Raw genomic sequence first — 23642 nt, 5'->3', positions numbered from 1 at the left:
ATGTGCCTTCGAGGCGGGTTCCGGTGGTGGGGCGAGGGCCCGGGTGGCCGCGGCGGGGTTGGGTGACGGTGACGTGTGATGGGTACGGCGTCGGATGGGCTGGGTGTGTATGCGGGCCGGGCTGCAGGTCTGGTGGGGACGCAGATTGCCAGTTACCGGGTGGAGCGTGAGATCGGCCGTGGAGGCATGGCCGTTGTGTATTGTGCCCGGGACTTGCGTCTGGATCGTATGGTCGCGTTGAAGCTGCTGGCTCCGGAGATGGCGCGTAATGACATTTTCCGGCGGCGTTTCACGCATGAGTCACGGGTGGCTGCTGCGATTGATCATCCTCATATCGTGCCGATTTTTGAGGCCGGTGAGATGGATGGTGTTCTGTATATCGCGATGCGATATGTATCGGGGCTGGATCTGCGTGCTCTGCTTGACCGGGATGGTCCGTTGCCGGTGGTGACTGCGTTGCGTATCGCTGCTCAGGTGGCGTCGGCTCTTGATGCGGCTCATGAACATGATTTGGTGCACCGGGATGTCAAGCCCGGCAATATTCTGGTTGCTCAGGGAACGGACAGTGATCATCCTGAGCATGTTTATCTCACGGATTTCGGCTTGACGAAGAAGTCGCTGTCGCTGACCGGGTTCACGACGGTGGGTGAATTTGTCGGCACGCTTGATTATGTGGCGCCGGAGCAGATTTCGGGACGTCCGGTGGACGGCAGATGCGATCTGTACAGTCTTGCCTGCGTCGTCTACGAAACCCTTGCGGGTGGGCCGCCTTTCCAGCGGGATGAAGATATAGCGTTGCTGTGGGCGCATCAGTACGACTCCCCGCCTGCTCTGAGCGAGAAGCGGCCGGGGACTCCGCCGGCGATGGACGCCGTTCTGGCGAAGGCGCTGGCGAAGGTTCCCGAGGACCGTTACGGCTCGTGTCTGGAGTTTGTGGCGGCTTTGCGTGTCGCTGCGAGCGGTGCCGTTCAGGGATCGCATCCACAGACCCAGGTGGATGCCGAGGTTCTTGCTGCCGGGCAGCACTCCGGGCCGCCCCCGGAGCCGCCTTTGTGGGCCCGGCCGGTCTTTGGCCGTCCGCGCCGGTGAGGTCCCGTCCGGTCGGGTGAGGCCGCCATGCCCGGATGGCGGCATGTGGCTGTTGCCATTGCCTGCGCGGCTGCTGCTCCCGGCACAGTGGGGCCATGAACGCAGATGACAGGAGCCTTCTGGCCGGGGCACGCGTAGCGACCAGGCTGCCGGCCCAGGACTTGGAGCGGGCGCGGCGCTTCTACCGTGAGCAGCTTGGTCTGGAGCCGGTCGACGAACGGCCTGGTGGGCTGCTGTATCGGTGCTCAGGCGCGGACTTCGTGGTGTTCCAGTCGACGGGCTCCTCGCCCGGCACCTTCACTCAGATGGCGTGGGAAGTCGACGACATCGAGGCAGTCATGACGGAACTCAGACGGCGCGGTGTGGTATTCGAGGAGGTCGACGTGCCCGGGTTTCGAACGAGGGGCCAAGTCGCGGAGATCGAAGGGAACTATCCGAGCAAGGGCGCGCGGGGTGAACGCGGTGCCTGGTTTTGTGACAGTGAGGGGAACATGCTCGGCATCGGCGAGCCGGTCCTTTGACGAGCCGGTGCTTTGAGTAGAGCGAGCCTGGCCCGAGCGGCTCATTGAGCGGGTTCATCGGATTGATCGTCGGGCTGCCAGGTCCGGGGCGGCAGCAGGCATGAGCGTCGTTTCCCGGCCGGATGTGTTCGGCATCTTTCCCTTCGGAGACCCGGCGTGATCGGTGCCCTACCCTCCGGGGTCCCCTGTCCGCACGACGGTGCCCTATCAGCTGCCCTGGCTACGCACTTGCCATCTCAGGAGTAAGCCATTTCGTCGGAGGTCCCGGGCTGGTTGTGGCGGGGTTTCACCGCTCGCTCTTTGAGGCGGGTTGTTTTCTGGCTTGCGGGGTGTGCGGGGTGGTTGCGCACAATGGTGGTGTGGGGGGGGGTTGGTGGTGTGAGTGTGATGGTGTGGGGCTGGTGGTGGGTGGCTGTGTCTCGGCTTGTGCTGCTGGTTTGCCTGTCGGTCGGGTTTCCCGTGTGGGTGGGGTTGTCGGTTGGTCGGCGGGTGTGGTGGCGGGTTTCCCGGTGGCTGTGTGTGGTTGGCCTGTGCGCTGCAGGTCCTGATGCGGGATGTAGAGCTCGTGAGTGTGGAACCGTCGTCGTCTGATCGTTCTTCGGGCGCGTCTGGCCGTTCTTCGGGTCCGTCGTCGTCTGGTGGTTCTTCGGGTCCGTCTGATGGTGGGTCTGGTCATTCCTCGGGTGCGTCGGGTGTTTCTGGGAGGCCGTCGGGTCCTCCGTCGGGTCCGTTGGCGTCTCCTTCTCAGCCGGAGTACGGGCCTCTGCCTCCGGGTGGTGGTGGGGCGTCGGGTGGTGGCGGGGGTGGTGGGCCGTCGGGCGGTGCGGGTGGTGGTGGGGAGGGGCGGGACAGGTGGTGGGAGTCGGTGCCGCGGGTGGCGGTGATCGTCACTGCGGTGGTGGCTGTGGTGGCGCTGGTTGTTGTGTTCACACGATCCGGTGGTACCCCGGATCAACAGCGGGGTGAGGTCTTCCTGCAGTCTGCGGGGAGCAGGGGGGTGGATCCGTTTACGGAGTCGACGGTGCGGGAGGATGCTTCGCCGCCGGTGATGCCTGTGCTGCCTGGTTCGGCGGAGAGTGATGTGTCGCGGAGTGTGGATGGTGATGCTCCGGGTCTGTACGGCGGGACACGTAATGTCGCCAGTTGTGATGTGGGGAAGCAGATCACTGCGCTGAAGGCGGAGCCGTCGAAGAACAGGGCGTTTGCCGCGGCGTTGAACATAGGGCCTTCTGATGTTCCCGACTATCTGCGGGCCCTGACTCCGGTGCATCTCAGAGTGGATACCCGGGTGACCAATCATGGTTACCGCAATGGCTCTGCCACCAGCTATCAAGCTGTGCTGCAGGCGGGCACTGCGGTCCTGGTCGATGACCGTGGTGTGCCGCGGGTGCGCTGTGCGTGCGGGAACCCGCTGACGCCGCCGGCCGAGCAGAAGGGCACGCCCAAGCGGGTGGGTCATGCGTGGCCCGGATACCGGCCCTCGGGTGCTGTCGTTGTCGCGCCTGCGCCCCATGCGGTGAAGAAGTTTGTGGTGGCGGGCCCTGAGAAGGGGGACTGGTTCACCCGGGAGCAGGGCGACGAGCGGGGCACGCACGACAAGAAGACGGCGCCGCCGGTGCAGCGGCCGCCGGAGTCGGGCAGGGAGTCGCAGTCGTCCGAGCCGGGCAAGGAGTCGAAGCCGCCGGAGTCGGAGTCGTCGAAGCCGGACAAGTCGTCGAAGCCGGACAAGGAGTCGAAGTCGTCGAACCCGTCGGAGTCGGGCGGGAAGTCGGAGTCGGAGTCGTCGAAGTCGGACAAGGAGTCGAAGTCCCCGGAGTCGGAGTCGTCGAAGCCGGACAAGTCGTCGAAGCCGGACAAGGAGTCGAAGTCGTCGAAGCCGTCGGAACCGGGTAAGCCGTCCTCGTCGAAGCCGGATAAGGAGTCGAAGCCGGATAAGGAGTCGGATAAGGAGTCGGAGTCGGGGTCGTCTGAGTCGGGCAGGGAGTCGACGCCGTCGGAGGGCACCCCTCCACCGGACTCGGGCGAGCCGTCTTCTCCCGAGTCGGCTTCGGAGGGGTCGTCGGAGCCGGCGCCACCGCCCTCGGCCGGCGAGTCCTCAATGCCCCAGGCGCCGACTCCCGCGGAGCCTTCCTCGCAGGTCGAGCCCGAGACTTCTGCGCCTGAGAGTGTGGCGCCGCAGAATGACGGGTCCGCGCCTGCCGGAACAGGGCAGCAGCAGGACCAGCAGCAGGACCAGCAGCAGGACCAGCAGCAGGATCAGCAACAGCAGGATCAGCAACAGCAGGATCAGCAACAGCAGGACCAGCAGCAACAAGACCAGCAGCAGGATCAGCAACAGCAGTAGGAGCCCGGCCCGGCGGGGTCCTAGGCTGGGCGGTCGGTTCCGGCTGGTGGGGGCTTCGTCTCGCCTCATCATGCCTTTCGCTGACAGATGGGAGACGACAATGCTCTTTCGAGTGAATGTGCGCATAGGGCAGCTCGATCATTTGGGGTGACTCTCGCCGCGAGGCCTTCTGCTGCCGGTCGGGGAGGGAGGAGAGTCCTCCCCGGTGAGCCCTTACCCGGGGAGGGCCACCTGCTCCGATTCATTCTTCGGCAGGGAGAGAACCACGAACGGATCAAGGAAGCTGGTCCTCGGGGCCGCGGTGATGGCCCTCACGATCGGGGCCGCGGTCGCGGTGTCGTCCGCGTCCGCCGAGACGCGGGAGGTGTCTCACGCCGCGGCGGCCCCGACCGCCTGGGCCAAGGTCCGCGCGGACGGTGTGCTCCTGGGCGGGTCGGGCATCTCGGCGATCCGGAAGCTCGGCACCGGCCGCTACGCCCTGGACATCTACGGCAACCTCGCCGACTGCGCCCTTCTGGGCACGATCAATACCAACAACGGCACCGACCCCGGCCCGGGCAGCTCGTCCATCCTGGTCGGCAAGGGGGGCCCAACACGCTCTACATCCGCACCGCGACGCCGTCCGCCGGCGGCAGCGCCGCCGTGGACAGCGACCGGCCGTTCTCGCTCACCGTCGTCTGCTGACACCCTCGTCTGCAAAGCCGGGTGGTCGTCCGCCACCTGCTCAACCGTCTGCTCGGCCAGCTCCACCACTGCGTGATGACGACCCGCCAGAAGTACGACGAAGCGATCGGCTTCGCCCCGCCGGTCCCGCCTCAGCTAGCGACGACCACCGTCGCTGGCCTGGATGTCACGGGTGCCTGTACCCGGCGTCCTGGACGTGGCCGGCACCGAACGTGTCACCGTGAGGGTCGACGAGGTTCACGACCGGCGGTCATGGTCCGCGGATCGGTCACGACCGGGACCGACATGCCGGGATAACCGGCGGTTCAGTGGTTTGCGTTGCGGGGTGGTCGGGGGAGGCGTGGGCGGTCGAACCAGTCTCTGGTGCCGGTTCTGGTGGAGAGGGCTGTGAGGAGTGTGCCCGCTGCGGCGCCGGCGGCCCCCATGGGGTGGTCGGTCAGAAGGGCGATGGTGCCGGCGAGGATGGTGATCCAGCCGACGGCGGCCGCGCCGGTGCGGGTCTTGCTGCTGCCGTGGGTGAATTTCGCCGCGATGGTGAACGAGGCGATGGCGAGTGCCGCAGACACGATTGCGGCGAGGAGCAGGATGCCCAGGACCAGCTCGCCCAGGGCGCCGGTCTCGAGCGTGGCGGCGGCTGCCGTCAGCCATGCGACGGTGGCGGCGTTCACTGTGCCCACGACGACGAGGATGGCGCGAGCGCATCTGGCCGTGCCGGGCATCTGGGTCATGTGCGTTCCTTAGGTCGGGTGGTCGGGAGGGTGCTGGTGGCCGGGGGTGCGGGTTGTGCTGTGCGGGCCGGCCACCGTAGTCGTCCTTGGATCTCGCGCGGGGGCCGCACGAGGCTTGGCTTCGCCCCTGGCGGCGCCGCGGCGCGGTGAGTCGGGCCTGTTGAGTATCAAGCACCCTGCTCAGGGGCGGTGGGCCGGGTGCCGTTGTGGCTTCTTGTGGTGAAGCACGGCAGTTGCCACGAGGGCAGGCTTCCTGTCACCAAGATCAGCGGGTCGGTGGGCCGGACGCGCATGGCGGCCGCGTACGTACAACTGACCGGCCGCGTACACACAACTGACAAGGAGCCGTCACACAAGAACCGGAATGCGCGGCTGGCCGCCGCTGGTTTGCGCTGACATGGCTATAGGAGTAGCGCTCAACGCGACCGACGCCGACAACCAGATCGACGCCACAGTGCGGCTTGCTCACGAGGCCGCAGCGGCGGGGCTGCGGTCCGCCTGGTTCGGGCAGACCTTCGGCGCCGACTCACCTCAGCTCGCGGCGGTCGTGGGGCGGGAAGTGCCCGGTCTGCACGTGGGTACGTCCGCGATCCCTGTGTTCGGCCGCCACCCGCTGCTCGTCTCCAGCCAGGCCCAGACCGCCCAGGCGGCCACGCACGGCCGCTACCATCTCGGACTGGCGCTCGGCACCAAGCTTCTGACTGAGGCGGGTTTCGGCATTCCCTTCGAACGGCCCATCGCGCGCCTGCGTGAATTCCTCACCGCACTACGGCAGTTGACCGAGACCGGCGCCGCCGACTTCCACGGCGAGCTGCTCACCGCGGCTACGCCGATCTCCGCGCGTGTGCCGGGCGCCGAGGGCGGCGTGCCGCTGCTCGTCGCCGCGATGGGCCCGCAGGCGCTGCGTGCCAGTGGTGAGCTGGCGGACGGGATCCTGCCCTATCTGGCCGGCCCGCGTGCCCTGGACGAACACATCGTCCCGGCCGTCACCGCAGCGGCAGAGGCCGCAGGCCGCCCCGCGCCCAGGATCGTCGCGATGGTGCACGGTGTGGTCACTGACGATGCCGACTCCGTACGCGAAAAGGCCGTCGAACAGCTCGCGTTCTACGAGCAGATCCCGTCCTATGCACGGGTCATCGAACTCTCCGGCGGTCAACGGGCTGCCGATGTGTCCGTGATCGGTGACGAGAGGAGGGTTGCCGCCGAGGTGCGGCGCTACCGGGACGCCGGGGCGACGGAGGTGGTGTTCTCGGGCACGGAAATCGCCGGAGACTCCGACCGGCGCCGTACCTGGGCACTCCTTGGAGAGCTGGCGGGTTGAGTGCCGGCGGATGGCGGATGGCGGATGGCGGATGGCGGATGGCCGGTGCCATCATCTCTGCCACTCTTTGCAGTGCTGACAAGCAGCGTGCCGATTCGGTGACTGCTCAGGCCCTGCCGTGGTCCTGGCCATGTGTCCCAGGTTGCTCCCGCCCGGCGGTGCGGGGCCAGGGCGCCACGTCATTCGTCGTCGGGGGCGTCCTGGTCGCGCAGGGGCCGCAGGCCGCCGGGCAGGTCGGGGAGCTGGAGGGAGTACCGGCCGTGCATGGTGATGTGATGCCGTACGAACGCCGAGAGGCGGGCGATGTCCGGTCTTCGCGATCGAGCCGCCCAGCAGCCGGTGCCAGAACGCATCTCGGACTCCAGCTCGGCGGCCCGAGGATCACGGCGCTGAGGTTGATGTCCAAGCTTGCTCTCCGTCCTCTCCTGCTCGGAGGTCTGGCGTGTTGCGGTAACAGGCGTTGCGGTAACAGGCAGGGCAGGCGCTGGTCCAGAACGCGAGGAGTAACAACGGTTCGCGGGCGACCTGGTAGAGGTTCAGGCCGAGGCTGTCCCTACGGCCAGGTAGCGAACGCCGTCTGCGTGACCGCGATGTGATCAGTCGGCCTCGGCGGCGAAGGGGCCGCCGTCGCCGAACGCGAGCCGCGCGAAATTCTCGCCGATGCGGCGGTGTCCCGAGGGATCAGGATGGACCTCGTCGGGCAGCGGGAATTCGGCGTAGTCCTTCTCGCCGTAAAGGTCACGGCCGTCGAGGTAGTGCAGGTTCGGGTCGTCAGCCGTCCGCTGTTCGACGATCCGGGCGAGTTCGTCGCGGATGACGTTGAGCGTCAGGCGCCCGGCGGCGCGTTCGGCAGGATCGCCCGTGGCCTTGAACCGCAGGGTCCCGCCGTCGAAGTCGGGTGCGAGGGGGCCGGGGGTGTCCTCCTGGACCGGGCACAGGATGGGGGACACGACCAGCAGCGGCGTGGTCGGATGCCCCTCGCGGATGGTGTCGAGGAAACCGTGGACTGCGGGGGTGAGGGCGCGCAGGCGCATCGCGTCGGTGTTGACGAGATTGATGCCGATTTTGAGGCTGATCAGGTCCGCGGGGGTGTCCCGCATCGCCCGGGCGGTGAACGGGTCGAGCAGCGCGCTGCCGCCGAACCCCAGGTTGACCAGCTCCACTCCGCCCTGGGCTGCGGCCAGGGCCGGCCAGATGGCGGTCGGGTGGGCGGCGTTCGAGCCGTGGCTGATGGAACTGCCGTGGTGCAGCCACACCCTGCGCCCGCTGTCCGGCGCCGGCTCGACCGGGTCATCGGTGCGCAGGGCGATCAGCTCGGTGATCTCCGTATGCGGAAGCCAGATCTCGATGTCCTTGCCACCCGCCGGCAGATCGGTGAACCGGGCGGTACCGGCGGGCCCTTCACGCAGTTCGGTGGACTGGGTGACCATGTCGACAATCGTGCGGACGTTACCGTCGGCCACCGTGGCCTGGGCAGCGAGTCGGCCGTCCACCAGCAGGTCGTACACGCCGTCCGCCGGGGCCGGGAAACCTCGGTAGACCCGCTTGGTCGGCAGCGTGTCCAGTTCGATGGTGGTGGCCCGGGTGCGGAAGGCCAACCGCACGCCGGAGGGCTGGGCCTCGGCCACGGCCAGTTGGTTGTCAGGGACTGCCGGCGAGCCCTAGCGGGCAGCCGATGCGGCAGCAGGCCCTGCGCGGTCGGTTCCACGTCGAGGAATCCGCGCAGGATGTCCGCGGTGACAGGTGTGGTGATCCAGTCGTGTTGAGTGTTCATTGTCCCAGCCTGTTGATCAAGATTTCCGGATTGTTCAGGTGCGTGAGTGCGTGAGTACCTGCGCGGGCGTGCGGGCGTGGCGGACCGTCTCCGGCGGCGCGGCTCCCGGCGGGTCAGGGCGTGGTCCGGTTACCGACCGCAGCAGAGCGTCGAGGGAATCCAAGACCTCGTCGGCCAGTTCGGTCCCCGGCCGGGTCGGGCGCTCCAGGGGCAGCCCTGCTCGAACCATAACCTCCCTCCGATCTAGCGATAACCATCATGCATTTGCCTAATAGATTTAGGCAAATTAGCCTGCTGCTTATGAAGCCACTGACCGAGCCAGAGATCCGTACCGCGTTCGTGAACTGCACCAAGGGTGAGGCGAAGCGCCTGTCCGTCCCCCGCGACCTGGCCGAACGGCCCTGGGACGACTTGGACTTCCTCGGCTGGCGGGACCCCCAGGCCCCCGACCGGGCCTACCTCGCCACCGAGCGGGACGGACGCCCGGTGGCGCTCGCGTTGCGCTGCCCCAGTGCCACTTCTTGGCAGACGCGGCGCAGCATGTGCTCGATGTGCATGACCACCCACACCGGCGGCGTCTCGCTGATGGTCGCCGCGAAGGCGGGCAAGGCCGGGCAGCAGGGCAACTCCGTGGGCGCCTACATATGCAGCGACCTCGCCTGCTCGCTGTATGTGCGGGGCAAGAAGGATGCGGGCGTCGGTGCGCGGCTTCCCGAGTCGCTCACCTTGGATGAGAAGATCCAGCGGACCGTCGCGAACCTCGCCGCGCTCATTGCCAAGGTCACCGCGTGAAGCAATCAGCCACACAACTGTGCGGCGGTCTGGCTGTGGCGCCGGCGACCGGTCGGCCTCGCCGTCGCGATGGTCCCGGTCGGTCTGCTGTCCAACACCTCGGGCGGGGCGGCGATGGCCGCCGTGTTCACGCTCGCTGTGCACCGGCCTTTTCGCTACGTGGCCTGGATCGGAGGCGTCGACCTCGCGCTGGTCCCGCTGCTCTACTGGCTGCGCTCCTACCCGACCTGCCTTACTCCGGAGTCGTCGCGTTCACCGAGCTGTTCAACGTGTCGATCATCGGCTGGGGCGTGTTCGTCCGTTCCAAACGGATGCTGATGCCGAGCCTCAGGGACCGGGCGCATCGGGGGCCGTCTGACCGTGGGGCCCGACCGATGTCCTGCTCATCTGCCCACCGAGGTGGGAAGGCGATGTCGGGCTAGCGGCGTGCGAGGCCGTCGATCATCAGGGCGAGGGTGAAGTCGAACCGGTCGTGGCTCTCGCCGGCGGTGAGCTCGGCCGCGTAGCGGGTGGTGTGAGGGAAGGTCTCGGCAGGCAGCGCGGCCAGTCGGCGCTGGAGCTCGTCGGTGTCGACGACCCAGTCCGCCTCGTCGTGGACCCTGCGCTGCTTCGCGATGGAGATCTCCAGGCAGTAGGCGGCCACGTACAGCAAGAGGGCGTCGATGGCCCAGGCGGCGGCCTGCGGGGCGACGCCGCCGGCGAGCAGGATCGCCAGCATTCCTTCGCTGACGCGCAGGGTCTCGAGGTCGGTGGGGGCCATGGCGAGCGCGGCGCGGGAGATTCCGGGGTATTTCAGGTACTGGTCGCGTACCTGGGTGCACACGCCGCGGATCTGCTCCCGCCAGGCTGCGGGGTCGGGTTCGGGTAGTACGAGTTCGGCGCACAGTCGCCCGATGAGCAACTCGTCGAGGTCGGCCTTGTTGACCACGTGGGCGTAGAGCGAGGCGGGTCCGGTGTCGAGCGCGCCTGCCAGTCGGCGCATGGTCAGTGCCTCGTATCCCTCTGTGGCGATGACGCCCAGCGCGGTGTCGATGACCTGTTCCACGGTGATCGGGGCCTTGCGCCGCCGCGGCCTGGGGGCTGCTTCGGCCTCGGGGTTCGGCAGCTGGTGGCGCGCCGCGCGTCGCTCTCTCGGGTTCACCCGACCACTATAACTTGACACGAACACCGTTCGTAAATAGAACACTGTTCGTGAACATGAATGTGAACCAGGATGTGGACGTGACCGTGGTCGGCGCCGGGCCGGTGGGCCTCGTGCTCGCCGCGGAGTTGGCGCTCACCGGGGCGACGGTGCAGGTACTCGAGCGACGGGCCGAGCCGGACGAGGCGATGAAGGCGCAGTCGATCAACATGCCGACGGCCGAGGCACTCGACCGCCGCGGCCTGCTGCCTGCCGCCGAAAAGGTGCAGCGAGAGATGCTCGAGCGGGTGGGATCGTTCACCCGCATGGTCGACGACCGGACACCCGGTGAGGGCCGGCGAGCGCCCGACTCGCGGTTCACCGGGCACTTCGCGGGGATGGTCCTCGACGCCGACCTCGTGGACTGGTCCGATCCCGACCTCGCCGCGCACACCGCGGCCGACGGAGCGAGGTTGGTGCCGCAGCGTGAGCTGGAAGAGCTGCTCGCCGACCATGTCGCGCGACTCGGCGTACCGGTGCGTCGCGGAGTGGAGGTCACCACGCTCGAAGACACCGGCGACGGCGTGCTCGTCGGCACTGCCGCCGGCGCCGTGCGCACCGGGTGGCTGGTCGGGTGCGACGGCGGGCACAGCGCCGTGCGCCGCCTCGCGGGCATCGACTTCCCCGGCACCGACCCCGAACTCACCGGACATCTGGCGGTCGTCGACATCGCCGACCCGGAGAAGCTCGCCAACGGATGGGCGTGGTCGACCCGGGGGGCGTACCGCTACGGGCCGCAGCCCGGGCGGGTGGTCACCGTGGAGTTCGACGGCCCTCCCGCAGACCTCCCCCACGCTCGGCTTCGCTCGCGCGGGGGGACCCCCGTGGCGCCGGTCACCCTCGAGGAGTTGCAGACCAGTTTGCGCCGGGTCTCGGGCACCGACGTCACGCTGACCGCGCTGCGCGGTGCCGCGACCCGCTGGACCGACAACGCCCGCCAGGCCGCGACCTACCGGTCGGGGCGGGTGCTGCTGGCCGGCGACGCCGCGCACGTGCACCCGCCGTTCGGCGGTCAGGGGCTCAATCTCGGGGTCGGCGACGCGATGAACCTCGGCTGGAAGCTCGGCGCCGTGGTCGCCGGGTGGGCACCCGAAGGGCTGCTCGACACCTACGACGCCGAACGTCGTCCCCTTGGCGCCTGGGTGCTGGACTGGACGCGGGCCCAGATCGGGGTGCTGCGCGGGGACGCCAAGTCGGCCGCGCTCCGGGAGGTCGTCGGCGATTTGCTGAGCACTCGGGCGGGCACGACCTACGCGGTCAAGAAGATCTCCGGAGTCGACCAGCGCATCGACCTGCTCGGCGACCATCCGCTGGTCGGGCGGTTCGTCCCCGACCTGTGGCTGAGGGACGGCTCCCGTCTGGCCGACCACGGTCACGACGGCGGGTTCCTGCTGCTCGACCGCACTCCGGAAGGCGCGTTCGCCCGCCTCGCCGCGGCCTGGGACGGGCGGGTGAGCAGCGTGACCGACGACCACGCGACGCCGACCGGGGTGTTGGTACGCCCGGACGGGGTGGTCGCCTGGGCCTCCGACACCACCGGCAACGCTGCCGTCACCGGCCTCGAAGCCACCCTGCACCGATGGACCGGCGCGCCGTCGTCCTCACCCGAGCATGAGCCGGTGGGCTGAACTCCTGCCCGTGTCGACCTCAGCCGATGTACTGCCGGATGACGTCGGTCGTTCAAGTGACGGCGAAGCGGTCGGTCAGCACCAGGTGACGTTGTGCTTGCGCTGCGAAGCCCAAGAGGTCCGCCACTCGGCAGCCGGCGGCTCGGTATGAGTCTCAACACCATCCTGCGCTTCTCCCGCGCCACCGGTGCACCCGACGTCAGAACCGCGGCTACTCGACGCCGACGAGGTCCGCCACTTCGAGGAGCCCTTCGGCACGCTGATGCTCGAACTGCCGCCCCGCGAGCCCGGGTTCGTCCTGCCGACGTGGAAGGAGCTGACCGCCGTGGTCGAGGCCGCGCGGGAGCGGGATGCGGGCGTCCACTTCGACGGGACGCGGCTGTGGGAGCGCCCCCGCACTTGGGGCGTCCTCTTGAGTCCAGCAGTACCCGGTGGTGTTGAGCGCGCGCTCCTCGGTCTGGAGCGGGAGCTGCCCCGGCTGCCGGAGTACGTGGCGCACGCGGAGGTGGTCGGGAAGGCGCTCGGGGCGGCAGGGGTGCCCTGGTTCCGGGTGAACCCGGAGGTCCCGCACACCCACCGGTTCCAGGTGTGGCTGTCGTACGACGCGGATGTGCTGGCGGATGTTGCGGTACGGCTTGCCGAGGAGACACGGGTGACTCTGTTCCACCGGTGGTTCCCGGCGCCGAAGCGACCGCCGGGACTGTCGGTCACGGAGGTAGCGGTGGCAGCCGAAGGGCTGGAGTGGACTGAGCGCATTTCTACTCCAGTAGCTTTCACCTGGTGCAGTAGTTTGCCAACGCCGCCTGGAATCAACAGCTGCCGCGTAGCAGAGCAACCGGAGAGTCACCTATGCCCCGAGAGGCGCCGTACCTTGCATTGGCCGACGTGCTGCGTGCACGGATTCTCGCGGGAGAGTGGGGGATAGGGGAGCGCCTGCCGTCTCGGGCAAAGCTCGCCGAGAAGTACGGGGTCGGGCGCAACGTCATGCAGAGGGCCATGGACGGCTTGATCATCGAGGGCCTCCTCGAAGGACGTGCCGGCTCGGGCACCTACGTCTGTATGCCGCGCGAGCGTCTGCGGATGGTCCGTTCGCGGCACCGCGAACGCCGGGGTGGCTCCCCTTCCCGCGCTGCCATGAAGGAGCGCGGCAGGGCCGGTGCCTGGGATTCGCACAGTCAGGCACGGGTGCCCGCTCCTGAGGCAATCCCATTGCTGGCGCTGGGTTCCTCGAACGGTGTACATATATCGCCGCCGTAATCGGCGGGTTGGCGGTGTGGGCCTGCCCCAGATCCAGGTGGCGCCTGGGCATGCCGTGGTGGCTGCCGATGAGAGCAGGGCCGGCGAGATCCACGACGCATCAGGCGCCGAATCAACAGGTTGTGGCCCCAACCTCCCGCGCAGCGGCCAGGTAGGCGAGGACCAGTGGCCGTGTGTCGTCCCGGCCGGCGGCCACCGCCAGTTGGGATGGGGAAATGCCCCGGACCGGCACGGCGATCACCTCGTCCCGGACAACCAGCGAGGCGTTACCGGTGGCCAGCAGCGCCACCCCCTGGCCGCTGGCGACCGCCTCGTGGGTCTCCTCGGCGCTGGCCACCACCCCGCCGATCCGCGGCTGACGACCGTCCCGGGCGTCCAGGGCCAGCCAGTAGTCCCGCAGCGGGCCGGCCTCCGGAGGGAGGGCGAGGAAGGGCTCCTCCAGCAGGTCGGTGAAGTCCACCTTCCCTTCGGGGTCGGACGCGGCCCGCGCCGCCAAGGGGTGTCCGTCCGGCAGCGCGACCAGCCGAGGTTCGCGGGCCACCACCGCATACTGGTATCGGTCATCGTCCGGCAGCGGCAGCCAGACGAAGGCGACGTCGCTGGATCCGTCCGCCAACCCGGCACTGGGATCCGCCCAGTTGACCTGGCGCAGGACGGGCTGCGCGTCCGGATGCCGGGAGACCAGGCGGGTCCGCAGGGCGGGCAGCAGCCCGCGGCCCGGACTGGTGGACATGCCGATCACCAGAGTGCATCGCTCGGCGGTCTTCACCTCCTCTACCGCCGCCTCCGCGGCCTGCCAGGCGGCCAGTACCTCGCGGGCGTGCGGTAACAGGGCTTTCCCCACCGCGGTCAACCGCACTGTCCGCCGGTCCCGTTCGAACAGGACCGCGCCGAGTTGCTTCTCCAGCATCCGTATCTGCTTGCTCAGCGCGGGTTGTGAGATGAACAGGCGCTCGGCGGCGCGGGTGAAGCTCAGTTCCTCGGCGACCGAGGTGAAGTAGCGCAGATCGCGCCCATGGATGTTCATAACTCATGGCTATCACAAAGGGTCTTGGACGCCGCCCTGGTGCCTGCCGAAGGATGGGACCTGTCGACGGGGAGGCCCCGAACGGCAGTTGACGAGGGAGATGACGATGAGCGAGAGCGCCAAGGTCTGGCTGGTCACCGGCGCGAGCAGCGGTTTCGGGCGGGCCATCGCGGAGGCCGCGGTCGCCGCCGGTGACACGGTGATCGGCACGGCTCGGCGGACCGAGGCGCTGGACGACCTGGTCGCCGCGTACCCGGACCGTGCGGAGGCGATCAGCCTGGACGTCACCGACGGCGAGCGGATCGATGTGGTGGCCGCCGACGTCCTGGCCCGTTACGGCAGGGTGGACGTGCTGGTGAACAACGCCGGCCGCACCCAGGTAGGGGCGTTTGAGGAGACCACCGAGCGGGAGCTGCGCGACCTGTTCGAGCTGCATGTGTTTGGCCCCGCGCGGCTGACCCGGGCGCTGCTGCCGCAGATGAGGGAGCGGGGCAGCGGATCGGTCGTGAACATCAGCAGCTTCGGCGGCCAGCTGTCCTTCGCCGGGTTCTCCGCGTACAGCGCGACCAAGGCGGCGCTGGAGCAACTGTCGGAGGGCTTGGCCGATGAGGTGGCGCCCTTCGGCATCAAGGTGCTGATCGTGGAGCCCGGCGCGTTCCGTACCAACCTGTTCGGCAAGGGTGCGGCGTACTTCTCCGAGGAGAACCCGGCGTACGCGGAGAAAGTCGGCCCGACCCGGCAGCTGGTGCAGGGCAGCGACGGCAGTCAGCCCGGCGACCCGGCGAAGGCCGCGGCGGCGATCCGGCTGGCTCTGGACGCCGAGAAGACCCCGCTCCGCCTTGCCCTCGGCGGCGACGCGGTCGACTTCCTGACCGGCCACCTGGACTCCGTGCGGGCCGAGCTCACCGAGTGGGAGAAGGTCTCCCGGGGGACGGACTTCGACACGGAGTGACAGCCGGGCAGGGGGGATCCGGTCTCGACGCATCATGCGGCGAACAGCGCAACGATTGAGGTCGAAGACCGTACCCCCGCCCGCTCACACGCTTCTGACGCAATGGCGGGACCAGCGCATCGCACGTTCGGGCAACAGGCTCCGTACGCCGTGGATCGCGGCAGCAATCCACGGCGGGACACGATGCGCGCGCCATCGACATCGTCCAGCCTGTCCTCCTCACCGCCGGGCACCGTGTCCTCGATCGGCGAGGTCTGGGTGGAGGCCCGCACCTCGGTGCCCAGAACCTTCTGTCCGGGGACCATGCCGCGCAAGTGCGCGGCGTCCGAGGCGCCGAGTTCGATGAGCAGCCGGACGTGGTGCTCCATCAGATGGTGGGCGACGCGAGACGCCGACACCTGGGGGGATGGCTCCTCGCCGGCTTGATCATGGTCCGGCGCCCAGTACTGCAACCGTATTTGCCATGACGGTTGGGCAGTTCGGTCGTTGGTGTGGTTATGGGCGGGGACCTTGCTGATGTCAGGTTGAGGGCGGGTGAACTGACCGCTGTGCGGGACCGGTTACTGCACCGTTTCTGCGGGAGTACCCCGCGGAACTCGGTGCTGGCGTAAATGCAGGGGCTGATCGCGGTTTGTCTACGTACACTGACGGGCATGGCATGCCGCATCAGTGAGCTGGTCATCGACGTCGCCGACCCCGAGCGGCTCGCCGCATTCTGGAGCAAGGTCCTCGGCTACGTCGAACTCGGCCGGGAGGACGACGGAAGCATCCAGATCGGGCCGCCCGACGCCGGCTTCGGCGGCCCGCAGCCCACCCTCGTCCTCAGCGCCAGCAGCGACCCGCGGCCCGGGAAGCTCCCACTGCACATCGACGTCAACGCCACCGACCGCGACCAGGACGCCGAGCTGGAGCGGCTGCTCGCTCTCGGCGCCAGGCCCGCCGACGTCGGCCAGACCGGCGCCGAGAGCTGGCACGTCCTGGCCGACCCAGAAGGCAACGAATTCTGCCTCCTGCGCACCCGGCTCCAGCCCCTCTGACCACGTGCGTCCTGGCGCCAAGCCGCTCGGCCGTTCGAGTGAGGCCGGGGCTTCGCTCGTCGGTGTCAGCGCCCGAGCTCGCGGCGCAGTGTGACGCAGGTCGTGGAGGGTCCGGTTGGCGCCCAGGAGCTCGTCGGCGCGCTTGAACATCATGCGGGCCGCGTCGTACTCCAATGGCCCAGTTCGTCAGCACCGCGCGCACCCCGGGCTGGTCTGCCAGGCCCACGGTGCGCGCGACCAGCCGTAGCGAGCCCGCGCCGGTGCCCTGCCGACCCGGATACACGGCTTCCAGGCGCAGCCGCTCCCCGGCCAGCCCCCGCCCCGGCGCGAGCAGCCGCTCGGCGACGTCGGGGCGGCCGGCGGACAGGGCCCGGACCGGTTCGGCGGTGGGACCGAGCAGCATCACCAGGTTCTGGTCGGCGTACGCGCGCAGGACAGGTCAGGACACCGGCAGGGCGCCGTCGGCCTCGGCGTGCGCGGCGGACACCAGAGGCACAGCCAGGTCCACCCGGCCGCGTTCTGTGCGAGCAAGTTCTGTGCGAGCAAAGTGGTCCGCAGGGGCGGCTCCGTCACGTGCACGCCGCCGTGTACGGGCGTACGCGGCCGTCCGGCAGACGGGCCCGGCGGGCCGAGAGGGGCGACGGGCGACGTCGACTCCGAGGACGGGCCGGCTGCCGGCTGCCGCGGCGGCCGTGAGGAAGAGGAAGCGGACCGTACCTGCGACGGTGTCCCGGCCGGTCGGCGCGAGTGTCGTCATCCCGCGCTCAGCGGCGCGCTGTACGAGGGCGCCGGGGAGGGAAGCGCCGTAGCGGGCGCAGTAGCCGGCCACTCCGGTGCTCAGGAGTTCCGGTGCTCGGCGAGAGTTTGAACCCGCGCTCGTGGAGGGCCCCGGTCGCTGCTTGGACAGGGCTGGTCGTGGTTGTCGGTGACCCCCGCCCTGGCCGAATCACTCCTCCGAGTGACACACCCAGCCACTCCCGGAAGAATTGGAGACGGCCCCATAGCTTGTGCTGGGCGAGAGCAGGGTTCGGAAGATGCCGTTCGCCCGCAAGGAGATCATGTTGTGCCGCAACGATGACACACGGTAGGTGGTCTCGGTGTCTGTCCCGCATGAGCCACCACGGCCGTATGAGGTGCAGCCGGGCGGCCTGCCCGCGGCGGCAGCCGACGATGGCCTGGCCATCGCGCTCGTCGATCCTGCGGGCCGTATCGGTCTGTGGAGTTCCGAGGCACAGACGCTGACCGGCCATCCGCCGTCGGAGATCATCGGTCGCGATGTGTCCGTACTCGCGGACCGAGCCACCAGCCACGGCAGTGAACTCGTCGCTCAGTTGGTGCGGGCTGGCGATGGTGTCCGCACGGACTGGCTGCGCTGTTTCGACGGTACTTGCCGTAGCGTCCGCTGGCGGGCCGTGCCGGTCCGGCTCGTTGCCGGTACGGGTCTGGTCGCCGTAGCGAGCCTTGGCGGCCAGCGGATCCATCAGGGTGATCCCGCGGCAGTCGACCTTCTTCTGCAATCGTCGCCGATCGGTCTGGCCGTCCTCGACAAAGACCTGCGATACCGCTTCGTCAACGACGCCCTCGCCCGTCTCAACGGCCTGCCCGTCGCTGCACACCTGGGTCGCTGCATTCTGGATGTCCTGGATCTCCCCGATCCGCAGGCGTACGAGGACATGCTGCGGCGTGTCGCTGACGGCGGTGAAACGATCGACAGTCTGCACGTCGCCGCGATCAGAGCCGACGGCACTCCGTACGCGGCCGTAGGAACCCTCTTCCCGCTTCGGGACGCCGACGGCCACATCGTGGGTCAGGCCGGCGTGGTGCACGACCTGGGTGACGCGAGAGCGGAACTGCTGGACACCGCGCGAAGCCAGCGCCGCCTGGAACTGCTCAGCCGGATCAGCGCCGCCCTCAGTCAGGGCCTGGACGTGGCCAGCGTCGCTGCGAAGCTGTCGGCAGTCTGCGTCCCTGCATTCGCCCGGACGGTCAACGTCGATCTCCTCGCAGGGGCAGTGCATCGCGACCCGGACTTGCCGACGCGCACTGCCACCGAGAGAGCGGGCTCTGCCGGCCCAGACGCGTCCGACGGCCTGCGGGTCCACCCTCTGAGCACCTCCGCAGGCAGCGGCCATCGCGAGCCGGAACGGGATCTGCCGCCGCCCTGCGCGGCATCTGCCCCCGTCGGTGAGTGCATCAGCTCGGTCGCCGTTGTGCCCTTTCGCGTGGACGAGGCCCAGGAACAGCCGCACCACGGAATCGCCGTACCGCTCCTGGCCGCCGGACAGGTCCTGGGAGCGATCGCCTTCACAAGACCGGGCGGCTTCGATCCTGATGATGTGCTCACCATGCGCGACATCGCCGCTCGCACCGCGATGGCCATCGACAATGCCCTGCTCTATCGGCGGGAACGGCTGGCCACGTTGACCCTCCAGCGCCAGCTGCTGCCCGCACGCCTGCCTGACATCCCCTGGGCTGAATCTGCACACCGTTATCTGCCTGCCCAGAACGGCACCCTGGCCGGCGGCGACTGGTACGACACCGTGCAACTCCCCGGCGGGAGGATCGGGTTGACCATCGGTGACGTGATGGGACACGGGCTGGGCGCGGCAGCAGCCATGGGGCGCTACCGCTCATCGGCACGCGCACTGCTGGCCGTGGGCCTGGAACCCGGCCAGCTCCTCACCCGCCTCGACGGTCTGGACGATGGAGCCGACAACGACCTCCCCGCCACGTGCGCCTGCGCCGTCTACGACGGCGTCACCGGAGACCTGCGGCTCGCACTGGCCGGCCACCCGCCGCCGCTGCTGGTCCGCCCGGACGGGTCGGCGGACATATTGGCGGCCGACCCCGGGCCGCCCGTGGGTATGGGGCTTGACCACGTGTACGAGGACGCCCACCACGTCGTCCCGGCCGGGAGCCTGCTCGTCCTCTACACCGACGGCATGATCGAAGACCGCAGCACGTTCCTGGACCTCGAACAGGGGATCGCCATGCTGCGTCGGGCCGTACACAACACCGAGGCTTCCTTGGACGAGGTGTGCGACGCTCTCATGGCCGCACGCCCCACCAACTCGGCGGACGACGCGACTCTGTTCGTCACCCGGCTCACCCGCATCCAGCCTGTGACTGTGGCCAACCGTGATGCTCATTTGGCCAATTAGCGTGCTCAGGCACAGCCCTGTAGGGCGGGGAAGGGCGCCGTGCGGCGGCCGGGACGCATGTGTGATGTGCATCGTGCGTCGGGTTTCGATCCGGTAAGGCGGCCTGGTTCGCGGCGGAAGGGGTGAGCCGGGCGAACGTCCGGCCGGGAAGGACTTCATGTTCCACTGCCCGTCCCCGCGCTGATCGCGGTGCTCGTCACCGCCGCCGCGATCACCATTGCCTTCCTCGTCATCGCGACCGGCGGTGCGCTCACCGCGACCCAGGCCGCGTCCTGTGCGCCGCGACGACAGCTCTCGCGCACGTCGCGATCGGCGTCGGCTCCGCCCTCTTCGGCCAGGAGGCGCCGCTCACCCCGGCCGTGAAGGCGGTGATCCCGCTCCTCCGGTAGCACCCGTCCGCATGGGCAGGCCCGGAGACGGCCGGAGCCTGCTGCCGTGGACTGCGCGGTTAATCGGGATTCACACTGTCGGTGGCTAAGCGGGGCGAACGCGATCGATACAGGACCTGGTGGATCCCCGGTTCCGGGTCCCGGTCCCCGGGTTCGGCTCCCGATGCCTCCATGAGCACCTTATGACCTTTCGCGTGTCGGCGAATGAGCAAACAAGGTCCCTGGGCCGCTCCGAGACTCCGACGCATGCGCAGCTACCGAACCCTGTTCCGCGCCCCGGAGTTCGCCCCGTTCCTGCTCTCCTTCGCCGCTTTCGCCGCGGCCCAGACGGTCGGCGGACTGGCCCTCGCCACGCTGGTCTTCCGGGCCACCGGCTCCCCGCTCCTGTCGGCGGTGAGCATGTTCGGCCCGTAGCTGGCGCAGTTGCTGGGGGCCACGTTCCTGCTCTCGGGCGCCGACCGCCTGCCCCCGCGCGCGATCCTTTCCGGCCTCGCCCTCGCCTTCGCGGCCGGTACGGCGGTGCTGGCGCTGCCCGGTCTGCCGGTCCGGGCGGTCTTCGCCGTCGTACTCCTGCAGGGCCTGGTCGCGTCGCTGGGCGGGGGAGTGCGCGGGGGACTGCTGAACGAGATCCTGCCGAAAGACGGCTATGTCCTGGGCCGTTCCGTGTTCAACATGCTCTGGGGCCTGGTGCAGATGGCCGGTTTCGCGACGGGCGGCGCACTGCTGGCGCTCCTGTCCCCACGGACCTGTCTGCTCCTCGCGGCGGCGCTGTACGTGATGTCGGCCCTCGTCACCCGCCTGGGTCTCACGGCCCGCCCACCGCGCTTCTTGGGCCGCCCGTCCCTCTCGGCGACCTGGCGCGCCAACGCCCTCCTGTGGTCCTCACGCCCCCGCCGCCTGACGTACCTGGGCCTGTGGGTCCCCAACGGCCTGGTGGTCGGCAGCGATTCGCTCTACGTCTCCTACGCCCCCCAAGCCGCCGGCACGCTGTACGCGTGCGGGGCGCTGGGCATGTTCGTGGGCGACATGGCGGTGGGTCGCCTGGTACCACCCGCGGTGCGCTCTCGTCTCGCGACCCCGCTGCGCCTGCTGCTGGCGGCTCCCTATCTGTTCTTCGTCCTACGGCCGGGAGTGGCGATGTCGGCCGTGGCCGCCACGGTCGCCTCCGTCGGCTTCGCCGCGAGCCTGGTCCTCCAGGAACGCCTGATGGCCGCATCCTGATCACCTCGTCGCTGCCCGCGACCATGCCCACCCCGTACGAAACCGTCTACGGACCTTCCCGCGCCTTTCACCCGCATGTTCGCCCTCGGCCCGCGCGAAGAGCTCAAGGAGCACGGGGCCGATGTCACCACCCTCATGCCCGGCGCCACCGACAGCGCCTTCCACGCCCGCGCCGGCATGAACAACACCGCCTTCGGCTCCGGCATGAAGAAGAACAGCCGCAAGGACGTCGCCCGCCAGGGGTTTCTTGCCCTGATGGACGGCCGAGCCGAAGTCGTCGGCGGTGACGCCGCCACCAAGCGCACCGCCCTCAAGCACCGCTTCCTGCCTGAGACGTGGAAGGCCACGCAGCACGCCCGCAAGGCCGAGCCACAGCCCTGATCCGAAGGGGGCCGTGCTGAGCCAACTGCTCAGGCCCCGTCTTCCTCCCGTGAGTACCTGAGTTGGCATCTTGAGCGTCACAGCTGGGGGTCGGGCCGGGTCATCGCGGGCCCTCCTCGGGTTTCCATCCCCAGGCGGAGAGCATGCCGGCCGACAGCGCGGCGCATTCGTCGGAGCCCAGGTACCGGAGCGCCGCGTCGACGGCCGCGTCGTCGACCAGGCCGGTGGCGAGCATCGCCACTCTGCTTCGCTCCCACGTGTCCGCCCAGAAGTGGCTGATGGGACTGCCCGGCAGCAGCGGCGGCACATGGACCTCGGCAGCGACGGACACGAGCCCCGCCCCACGCAGCAGATGCGGATACGACGGCACCCAGGAGACATCGGTGCCGATAGTGGCCCGCAGCCCCTGCCACATCGCCCGCATCACCGCGCTGTACGGCGTGCCGGGTGTTCGGTCGCTCGTCAGGTCGATCGCGTCGCTGAGCACCAGCACACCGCCGGGCGCGACGAGTTCGGCCAATGCTGTGATCAGGCGGTCATGCCCGGGCAGGTGCATCAGCACGAAGCGCGCGTGGACGAGCCGGAACCGGCCGGGGGCGAAGTCGGGGGCAGTGATGTCGGACTCCAGCACGTCGAGCCCGGGCACGGGCCGCGCGCTGAGAAAACGTACGTCGCGGTCCACAGCGAGCACGCTCGCCACCCCGGCCTCGGCCAGCAGCCGACGGGAGACCGTGCCCGTGCCGGCACCCACGTCGAGGCAGCGCCACCCCGGGCCGACCCCGAGCGCCCGCAGCCGCGCCATGGTGATGCCGTCGTAGGCGAGGGCGCCGAAGTCGATGCGCTCGCCCTCGCCCGCCTCTTCGGGACGGAAGACGGCCTCGCCGTAGCGGCCGCCGCCCGGCGCGTCCCCGCACGGAGCGGCGGTCACGTCGCGGGGGGCGTGACGCCGAGGGTGTCGTCCTTGATGAGTTCCAGTGCCCGGTCGGCGAGAGACCGGAACAGCGGGTCGTCGAACTGTTTCATGGCCGGACCTCTTCACGCGGTGGGCGATGCCGGACGGCCCGTCGCCAGGCCGCCGCCCCACCGATCCTCCACCGGCGGCCGCCCGCACGGCCGAGGCGCGCCGTGCCTGAGCCAATCGGACCCAGGGGCGCGGCACACGAAGCAGCCGAGTCGGCGAGCGGTGGGTGCGGCCATGCTTCCAAAGGGTGTTCCGGGAGCGCGGGCGTATGCGGCGCCGGCTCACCCGCCGGCAGGGTGTACGGCCCCCCCGGGGACGCCAAGCACCCCTCCGCTGGAGAAGTACGTCGACCCGCTGCCCAGGCCGCTGACAGCCATCTCGGATCCTTACGTCTATCCGGGTGCCGACTACTACGAGCTCACGATGCGGCAGGGCTCGTGGCGCTTCCACCGGGACCTGGGGCCGTCACCCGTGTGGGGCTACTGGGCCACGAACCCGCACCATCCTCACAAGCCGATCGGCATGGGCTATCTCGGGCCGACCTTCAGCGTGACCAGGGATCACTGTGGAACGTCGTACACCAGCACGGCGGTTACACAGCACCACAGTCCGACGGCCTGCCGATGCAGGCGTTCAGCCCGCACGGCTTCCATGCCGAGGACTACGCCACCCTGGAACCGAGCCGGGCCAAACCCAACGAAGCGATCTACGGCTACACCAACCACGACCGTTCGTGCATGCTCTGGTATCACGATCACGCCATGGGGATGAGCGCTCTCAACGTCTATGCGGGCCTTCCCGGTCTCTACCTCGTTCGTGACCCCGTGGACGAGCGGCTCGGGCTGCCGCGAGGCGCATTCGAGGTCCCCCTCATCCTGCGGGACCGGACCTTCAACCAGGACGGCTCGCTCGCCTACACCATGACCGCGAGGGAAGGCGAGGACACCCCGGTCTTCAACGGGAAGGCGTACCCATTCCTGGCAGTGGAGCCGCGACGCTACCGGCTGCGCATTCTCAACGCCTCGAACGAGCCTTTCTGGCGGCTGAGGTTCGACGTTCCCAGAGACGTACTTCTTCAGCCCCAACTGCCGTTCTGGCTGATCGGTACAGACGGCGGCTTCCGCGCTCCGTTGAAAATGCTCGATTTCCTGATCAGTTCAGCCGAACGATACGACCTGATCGTCGACTTCAGTGG

At 69.1% G+C, this 23642-nt stretch carries 18 protein-coding genes and 6 pseudogenes; 15 read left to right on the top strand and 9 right to left on the bottom strand.

Translation table 11 applies throughout. From position 1 onward, the window contains the following. The first annotated feature begins 78 nt into the window (after window positions 1-78). From SAVERM_RS39710 to SAVERM_RS44450, 3 genes and pseudogenes are all read left to right on the top strand, one after another. A complete protein-coding gene (locus SAVERM_RS39710) occupies window positions 79-1089 on the top strand; it encodes a serine/threonine-protein kinase (protein ID WP_078936700.1) in 1011 nt (336 codons plus the stop codon). A 95-nt stretch (window positions 1090-1184) separates the two neighbouring features. Further along, window positions 1185-1610, top strand: a complete 426-nt coding sequence (locus SAVERM_RS04380) for a VOC family protein (protein WP_037650627.1) — start codon at window positions 1185-1187, stop codon at window positions 1608-1610. A gap of 547 nt (window positions 1611-2157) precedes the next feature. Beyond that, window positions 2158-3126: pseudogene (locus SAVERM_RS44450) on the top strand (DUF6777 domain-containing protein); the annotation flags it as partial. On the opposite strand, the gene SAVERM_RS45830 reads toward SAVERM_RS44450, so the two are convergent. Beyond that, entirely contained in the window at window positions 3066-3614 is a 549-nt protein-coding gene (locus SAVERM_RS45830; protein WP_010982222.1) for a hypothetical protein, read from the bottom strand. The pseudogene SAVERM_RS44450 and the gene SAVERM_RS45830 overlap by 61 nt on opposite strands. Before the next feature lie 91 nt (window positions 3615-3705). Continuing rightward, entirely contained in the window at window positions 3706-3945 is a 240-nt protein-coding gene (locus SAVERM_RS04370; protein ID WP_107083221.1) for a hypothetical protein, read from the bottom strand. A 313-nt stretch (window positions 3946-4258) separates the two neighbouring features. Here SAVERM_RS04370 and SAVERM_RS04365 point away from each other — a divergent pair, with 313 nt between their 5' ends. After that, window positions 4259-4714: a hypothetical protein gene (locus SAVERM_RS04365; RefSeq protein ID WP_037650621.1), complete on the top strand. Its 456-nt coding sequence runs from the start codon at window positions 4259-4261 to the stop codon at window positions 4712-4714. A 229-nt stretch (window positions 4715-4943) separates the two neighbouring features. Here the strand turns inward: SAVERM_RS04365 and SAVERM_RS04360 are convergent, their stop codons facing one another. Further along, window positions 4944-5366, bottom strand: coding sequence for a hypothetical protein (locus tag SAVERM_RS04360; protein ID WP_010982219.1), 423 nt, complete (start codon window positions 5364-5366; stop codon window positions 4944-4946). A 397-nt stretch (window positions 5367-5763) separates the two neighbouring features. Between SAVERM_RS04360 and SAVERM_RS04355 the strand changes: the two genes are divergently transcribed. Continuing rightward, complete coding sequence (locus tag SAVERM_RS04355) at window positions 5764-6687, top strand: LLM class F420-dependent oxidoreductase (RefSeq protein ID WP_010982218.1); 924 nt, start codon at window positions 5764-5766, stop codon at window positions 6685-6687. 179 nt (window positions 6688-6866) lie between these two features. Here the strand turns inward: SAVERM_RS04355 and SAVERM_RS42665 are convergent, their stop codons facing one another. Together SAVERM_RS42665 and SAVERM_RS04345 are read right to left on the bottom strand one after the other, a co-directional pair. After that, window positions 6867-7040: a hypothetical protein gene (locus tag SAVERM_RS42665; RefSeq protein WP_010982217.1), complete on the bottom strand. Its 174-nt coding sequence runs from the start codon at window positions 7038-7040 to the stop codon at window positions 6867-6869. 243 nt (window positions 7041-7283) lie between these two features. Next, a pseudogene (locus tag SAVERM_RS04345) lies at window positions 7284-8461 on the bottom strand (GDSL-type esterase/lipase family protein). A 300-nt stretch (window positions 8462-8761) separates the two neighbouring features. Here SAVERM_RS04345 and SAVERM_RS04340 point away from each other — a divergent pair. Next, window positions 8762-9253 (top strand): FBP domain-containing protein, encoded by a 492-nt coding sequence (locus tag SAVERM_RS04340; RefSeq protein WP_010982215.1) that lies wholly within the window; start codon window positions 8762-8764, stop codon window positions 9251-9253. An 18-nt stretch (window positions 9254-9271) separates the two neighbouring features. Beyond that, window positions 9272-9624 (top strand): annotated as a pseudogene (locus tag SAVERM_RS44445) (sensor histidine kinase); the annotation flags it as partial. A 47-nt stretch (window positions 9625-9671) separates the two neighbouring features. On the opposite strand, the gene SAVERM_RS04335 reads toward SAVERM_RS44445, so the two are convergent. Beyond that, entirely contained in the window at window positions 9672-10394 is a 723-nt protein-coding gene (locus SAVERM_RS04335) for a TetR/AcrR family transcriptional regulator (RefSeq protein ID WP_037650618.1), read from the bottom strand. Between the two features lie 56 nt (window positions 10395-10450). On the opposite strand from SAVERM_RS04335, the gene SAVERM_RS04330 reads away from it, so the two are divergent. The 3 genes and pseudogenes from SAVERM_RS04330 to SAVERM_RS39700 form a co-directional block, all read left to right on the top strand. Beyond that, window positions 10451-12061, top strand: a complete 1611-nt coding sequence (locus SAVERM_RS04330) for an FAD-dependent oxidoreductase (protein WP_037650615.1) — start codon at window positions 10451-10453, stop codon at window positions 12059-12061. A 187-nt stretch (window positions 12062-12248) separates the two neighbouring features. Next, window positions 12249-12809 (top strand): annotated as a pseudogene (locus SAVERM_RS44440) (threonine aldolase); the annotation flags it as partial. A 101-nt stretch (window positions 12810-12910) separates the two neighbouring features. Further along, a pseudogene (locus SAVERM_RS39700) lies at window positions 12911-13267 on the top strand (GntR family transcriptional regulator); the annotation flags it as partial. 163 nt (window positions 13268-13430) lie between these two features. Here SAVERM_RS39700 and SAVERM_RS04320 read toward each other — a convergent pair. Continuing rightward, window positions 13431-14345: a LysR family transcriptional regulator gene (locus SAVERM_RS04320; RefSeq protein ID WP_010982209.1), complete on the bottom strand. Its 915-nt coding sequence runs from the start codon at window positions 14343-14345 to the stop codon at window positions 13431-13433. Window positions 14346-14451: 106 nt separating this feature from the next. On the opposite strand from SAVERM_RS04320, the gene SAVERM_RS04315 reads away from it, so the two are divergent. Beyond that, window positions 14452-15297, top strand: coding sequence for an oxidoreductase (locus SAVERM_RS04315; RefSeq protein ID WP_010982208.1), 846 nt, complete (start codon window positions 14452-14454; stop codon window positions 15295-15297). A gap of 32 nt (window positions 15298-15329) precedes the next feature. On the opposite strand, the gene SAVERM_RS04310 is transcribed toward SAVERM_RS04315, so the two are convergent. Further along, complete coding sequence (locus SAVERM_RS04310) at window positions 15330-15695, bottom strand: hypothetical protein (RefSeq protein ID WP_037650610.1); 366 nt, start codon at window positions 15693-15695, stop codon at window positions 15330-15332. Window positions 15696-15950: 255 nt separating this feature from the next. Here SAVERM_RS04310 and SAVERM_RS04305 point away from each other — a divergent pair, with 255 nt between their 5' ends. From SAVERM_RS04305 to SAVERM_RS04280, 4 genes and pseudogenes are all read left to right on the top strand, one after another. Further along, a complete protein-coding gene (locus SAVERM_RS04305) occupies window positions 15951-16334 on the top strand; it encodes a VOC family protein (protein WP_010982207.1) in 384 nt (127 codons plus the stop codon). A 1097-nt stretch (window positions 16335-17431) separates the two neighbouring features. Beyond that, window positions 17432-19495 carry a SpoIIE family protein phosphatase gene (locus tag SAVERM_RS04295; protein ID WP_159029031.1) on the top strand — a complete coding sequence of 688 codons (2064 nt, stop codon included), beginning with the start codon at window positions 17432-17434 and terminating at the stop codon, window positions 19493-19495. A 635-nt stretch (window positions 19496-20130) separates the two neighbouring features. Further along, a pseudogene (locus tag SAVERM_RS04285) lies at window positions 20131-21096 on the top strand (MFS transporter); the annotation flags it as partial. Window positions 21097-21180: 84 nt separating this feature from the next. Continuing rightward, window positions 21181-21486 (top strand): SDR family oxidoreductase, encoded by a 306-nt coding sequence (locus tag SAVERM_RS04280; protein ID WP_010982201.1) that lies wholly within the window; start codon window positions 21181-21183, stop codon window positions 21484-21486. Between the two features lie 100 nt (window positions 21487-21586). Here SAVERM_RS04280 and SAVERM_RS04275 read toward each other — a convergent pair whose 3' ends face one another. Next, complete coding sequence (locus SAVERM_RS04275; protein ID WP_010982200.1) at window positions 21587-22414, bottom strand: class I SAM-dependent methyltransferase; 828 nt, start codon at window positions 22412-22414, stop codon at window positions 21587-21589. Between the last annotated feature and the right edge of the window lie 1228 nt (window positions 22415-23642).

Source organism: Streptomyces avermitilis MA-4680 = NBRC 14893, from assembly GCF_000009765.2.
In the GTDB taxonomy this organism is placed as follows: domain Bacteria; phylum Actinomycetota; class Actinomycetes; order Streptomycetales; family Streptomycetaceae; genus Streptomyces; species Streptomyces avermitilis.
This window is presented reverse-complemented; position numbering and strand designations above follow the sequence as displayed.